This is a genomic window from Nioella sp., assembly GCF_964229645.1.
GTDB lineage: Bacteria > Pseudomonadota > Alphaproteobacteria > Rhodobacterales > Rhodobacteraceae > Nioella.
In genome coordinates, this window is record NZ_CAXREX010000142.1 from 1 (window position 1) to 4,708 (window position 4,708).

Annotated in this window: 5 protein-coding genes and 1 pseudogene; 2 read left to right on the plus strand and 4 right to left on the minus strand. The window is 59.5% G+C overall.

Annotated elements, in window-relative coordinates:
- Together ACEQXV_RS09360 and ACEQXV_RS09365 are read left to right on the plus strand one after the other, a co-directional pair.
- Positions 1–592 (plus strand): annotated as a pseudogene (locus ACEQXV_RS09360) (glycosyl transferase); the annotation flags it as partial.
- Positions 593–595: 3 nt separating this feature from the next.
- A complete protein-coding gene (locus ACEQXV_RS09365; protein WP_370268910.1) occupies positions 596–2,026 on the plus strand; it encodes a nodulation protein NodH in 1,431 nt (476 codons plus the stop codon).
- Here ACEQXV_RS09365 and ACEQXV_RS09370 read toward each other — a convergent pair.
- The 4 genes from ACEQXV_RS09370 to lptA form a co-directional block, all read right to left on the minus strand.
- Positions 2,023–2,487: a PTS sugar transporter subunit IIA gene (locus ACEQXV_RS09370; protein ID WP_370251247.1), complete on the minus strand. Its 465-nt coding sequence runs from the start codon at positions 2,485–2,487 to the stop codon at positions 2,023–2,025. The two genes, ACEQXV_RS09365 and ACEQXV_RS09370, sit on opposite strands and share 4 nt — an antisense overlap.
- 55 nt (positions 2,488–2,542) lie before the next feature.
- Positions 2,543–3,109 (minus strand): ribosome hibernation-promoting factor, HPF/YfiA family, encoded by a 567-nt coding sequence (gene hpf, locus ACEQXV_RS09375; protein WP_370251242.1) that lies wholly within the window; start codon positions 3,107–3,109, stop codon positions 2,543–2,545.
- Between the two features lie 232 nt (positions 3,110–3,341).
- On the minus strand, positions 3,342–4,103 hold the full coding sequence (lptB, locus tag ACEQXV_RS09380; protein WP_370251241.1) for an LPS export ABC transporter ATP-binding protein: 762 nt from the start codon (positions 4,101–4,103) through the stop codon (positions 3,342–3,344).
- 4 nt (positions 4,104–4,107) lie between these two features.
- Positions 4,108–4,596 (minus strand): lipopolysaccharide transport periplasmic protein LptA, encoded by a 489-nt coding sequence (gene lptA, locus ACEQXV_RS09385; protein WP_370251240.1) that lies wholly within the window; start codon positions 4,594–4,596, stop codon positions 4,108–4,110.
- Between the last annotated feature and the right edge of the window lie 112 nt (positions 4,597–4,708).

Genomic DNA, 4,708 nt, shown 5'->3' on the forward strand with positions numbered 1-4,708 from the left:
TCGCTTTGCCGGCGACGCGGATGTCTATGCGGGCTGCTTATCGGCGGCTCCCCTCTTGCGCGACTATAACCCTGAACGCTTCCTGACCAGCCTGATCTGGAACACGCGGGGCGAACGTCAGGTGTTTCAGTTCAGCCCGCGCGATGAGCAACGGATTGGGTCCTTCCTTGCGTCTGACGGGAATGCGCAGATTTCGGTCATTACCGGGGCCTGGGCAGTTCCTCTATTCACGTCGAACAAGGATTTTCTGACCATTCGCAAGACCGCTGCGGCGTTGCAGAAGCGAGAGCTCGACTTCGTGAATATCCTGCGCCGGGTGCAGACGCGGGCCGAGGTGCGAATCTGGACCCTGGCGGAATTCATCGAAGAACCGATGGAAAACCTGCAATCCATCCTCGATGCCATTGGTGGGCCGTCCTTGGGCGCGCGCATCACCGAAGCGCCACGCATGGTGGATCTGTCGGGTTTTGGCCAGTTCCTGCAAAACCTCAAGAACCAGGGCATGAATCCGCATATCACCGGTGATTTCCCGGTCAACCAGCCCGGAATGCAACCCCGCCCGGGCGAGGCCCGTCCTTATCTTGTCAGGTAACCCATGTCAGACCGTTTCGATGCCTTTGTGATCTTCGCCGAAATGCGCACGGGGTCGAATTACCTGGAAGCGACACTGAACGATTTGCCCGATCTCGACTGCAAGGGGGAGGTCTACAACCCGACCTTCCTTGGGCATCACAATACCTTCGAAATGCACGGGATCGACATGGACCGCCGCGAAAGGGCGCCTCTCGACCTGCTTGATGCCATCATCGAAAATGCCGGCGACAGCCTGCCCGGCTTCCGCTTCTTTCACGACCATGATCCGCGCGTTCTGGACCGCATCTTGCCCGACCCGCGAATTGCCAAGATCATTCTGACCCGCAACCCGGTGGAAAGTTATGTCAGCCGCCGCATCGCGTCGGAAACCGGTCAGTGGCGGCTGACGGACATGAAGCATCAGAAAAGCGCGAAGATCGAATTCCGCATGTGGGAATTCGAAAAGATGCTGGAGGACTTGCAGGGATTTCAGCTGACCTTGCAAAGGGGCCTTCAGACGACCGGGCAGACCGCCTTCTATATTCGTTACGAGGACATTAACGACATCGAGGTTGTGAATGGCCTGGCACGGTTCCTCGGTTCGGCGCATGAACTGGAAGCGACGAACTCCAAGCTCAAGAAACAGAACCCAAGCGACCTCAGCCAGAAGGTCGAGAACTATGACCAGATGGTGCGAAGCCTGGCCCGGCTTGACCGGTTCGACCTGTCTCGAACACCGAATTTCGAACCTGCGCGCCAGGCGGGCGTTCCGGGTTTCGTGGCGCTACCTGAAACGGGCCTGCTCTTCATGCCGATCCGGGGCGCGGCAGTCGAGCCCATCAAGGTCTGGATGGCGGGGCTGGAAGGGATCGGTGCCGACGCCCTGCTGACCGGACTCAAGCAAAAGGACGTCCGGCAATGGATGCGGCGGCATCCGAGGCATCGCAGTTTCACCGTGCTAAGGCATCCATTGGAACGGGCCTACCATGTGTTCAATAGCTGCATCCTGCCCGCTGACCGGCCCGCCTTTGCCAATATCCGCCGGGTCTTGAAAAACCGCTATAACCTGCCGATCCTTAAGGATGGGGTAATCGCTGGATACTATGCGGATCAGCACAAGGAGGGCTTCGTCGCCTTCCTGAATTTCCTGAAAGGCAACCTTGCGGGGCAGACAAGCCTGAAGGTCGAGCCGGTCTGGGCCAGCCAGACCGCGATATTGCAGGGAATGGCCGGCTTCCTGCTGCCGGATGTCATCCTGCGCGAGGACGATCTGATTTCAGAACTGCCCAGGCTGGCGCATGCGCAAGGACGAGAAGCGGCAGAGTTCGACATGCCTCTGCCGGATGAACCCTTCCCCCTGGCCGAGATTCACGACGCGGAGATCGAGGCCCTGATTTCGGACATCTACCGCAAGGACTTTCTGAATTTCGGCTTCGCGCCGTGGGAGCCTTAGGCCGCCTCGATCGTGCGCGCTTCGGTCAGAACAGCGTGGATCGTGCTGACATCGGAATTGGCGCGCAGTTTTTCGCACAGGATGGGATCACGAAGGGTTCGCGACACCAAGGCCAGGGCTTTCAGGTGCTCGGTTCCTGCGTCCTCGGGCGCAAAAAGCGCGAAAACCAGGTCCACGGGCTGACGATCAACAGCGTCGAAGTCAACCGGACGCTCCAGTTTCAGGAAGGCACCCTGAACGCCGGCCAAGCCCGGCAGGCGCGCATGGGGCAGGGCCACGCCCTTGCCGAAGCCAGTTGGCCCCAGGTTTTCCCGTTCCAGCAGCGCAGACGAGATGTCTGTCATCGGCAGACCGGTCAGCGGCGACGCAAGATCGGCCACCGCCTGAATCAGACGTTTCTTGCTGCTTACATCTGAAATGATACGAACGGCCTGCGGGTGCAGGAGCGACGCAAGATTCATATTGCCGTGTCCCAATTCGGGGCCGCGCCGAAGCCCGGCCCCATTTTCATTCCGTTTAGCGGGGATCGATCCAGCCGACGTTTCCATCGTCGCGGCGGTAGACCACATTCAACCCGTCATGTCCCTCGTTGCGGAACACCAGTACGGAAGATCCGGCGATTTCCATCTGCATCACCGCCTCACCGACCGAGAGAGAGGGAATCTTCGTCTCCATCTCGGCAATGATCATCGGTTGCAGCGAATCCGGTTCATCCCCTTCCCCGTGTTCCGAGCCCGCGAGGATATACGAGGAACCGACGAAATGTTCAACGGGCTCCGAGCGCTTGGAATGGTGATCTTTCAGGCGCCGCTTGTAGCGGCGCAGCTGCTTCTCCATTTTCTCGCAGCATTGGTCGAAAGAGGCGTAGATTTCGTGGTCTGCCGCCTTAGCCGACGCGGTCAGGCCGGTCGACAGGTGAATGGTTGCTTCACAGACATGTTCGTGGCCACTGCGCGAAAACACGATTTGCGCGTCGGTCGGACGTTCAGCGTATTTTTCTACGACAGCGCCGAGCGAATCCTTCACATGGGTTTGCAGGGCGTCGCCGATATCGATTTGTTTTCCGCTGATCTGGTAGCGCATGGGACCTCCATAAATGCGAACGGCCGTCACCGGGAAATGTCCCGAAACGGCCGTCAGTCAGTGCTGTGACGAACGAAAAAGGGCCCCCGGATTCTGCTAGCGCCGATCCGTCCGGTGAAGCCGGAGATTGGCGAAGCGGAAGCGGAAACCCTGTCGTTCATCCCCTCCATTTGGCGCTGAATCGGGGGGGTCTGTCAACGACAACCGACGCACTGCGCCAATTGCGCGGGGATCAACTGATGCGGAAGCTGTGGCCCAGGTAAACCCGGCGCACATTCTCGTCGCGCACGACTTCGTCGGCGGTGCCGCTCATCAAAACGGTGCCATCGTGCAGGATATAAGCGCGGTCCACGATCTCGAGTGTTTCGCGCACATTGTGATCGGTGATGAGCACGCCAAGCCCACGCGTCTTGAGGTCCGACACCAGCGCCCGGATCTCGGCTACGGCAATGGGATCGACCCCGGCGAAGGGCTCGTCCAGCAGAAGATAACGTGGATTGGACGCCAGGCAGCGGGCAATTTCGGCCCGGCGCCGTTCCCCGCCCGACAGCGACAAGGCAGGGGCAGCGCGCAGGTGGGTAATGGAAAATTCCGACAGCAATTCTTCCAGCCGCTCGTGCCGCTTGTGGCGGTCCTTTTCGGTGATTTCGAGAATCGCGTTGATATTCTCTTCGACAGTCAGGCCGCGGAAGATCGACATTTCCTGAGGCAGGTAGCCGATGCCCGCCTTGGCGCGGCGATACATCGGCAGGTAGGTGATATCTTGCCCGTCGAGGATGACCTTCCCGCCTTCCGGCGCGACAAGCCCGGCGATGGCGTAAAAACAGGTGGTCTTGCCCGAGCCGTTAGGCCCAAGCAATGCAACGACTTCACCCCGGTCTAGCGACATGGATACATCCCGGATCACCGGACGTCTGCGATAACTTTTTCTGAGGTTGGTAATCCTCAGGCCATGCTGACCGTCTTCGATCACAAGGTCGGGCCGGTCGGTCATGGGGTCACTGGTCCGCAGGTTGCAGGATGGTTCTGACGCGACCGTCCATCGTGCCGTTTCCGGTAGACAGGTCGATGCTTAGCCGATCGCCTGCAACCGTGGTCCGTCCCTGGGTCACAAGGACATTTCCGGTCAGGTAAACGCGCGAATCCTCGACTGAATACTCAGCTTCTTCGCCTTCGGCCGCATCCTCTCCGCGGGTCAGAAGAACACCGCCGGACGCGATGACCTGGCTGATCTGCTGCTGCTCGCCGTCTGCCCCGTAGATCACCGACACTTCGCCAGCGGCCAGGCGCAAGTCTCCCTGGATCACGATCACATTGCCCGCGAAGACGGCATTGCCGGTGGTTCGATCCACACGGAGGCTGTCCGAGGTGATCTCGATCGCCTGGGCAGAGTCATGGGCGACACCCCCGAACCCGATCTGCATCTGAGCAGTTGCGGGTAGGGCCATGAGGCAAAAGAAAAGGGCGGTCGAAATAAAGGCGCGCATGAAAACTCCGCTAATCCCTTGGTGCATATAGCACTCGAACACCCTCATTGAAAACGACTACATCGTTTCCATCAACCGAGGATATCTGCATGCGCCCCGCCGTGAGCTCCAC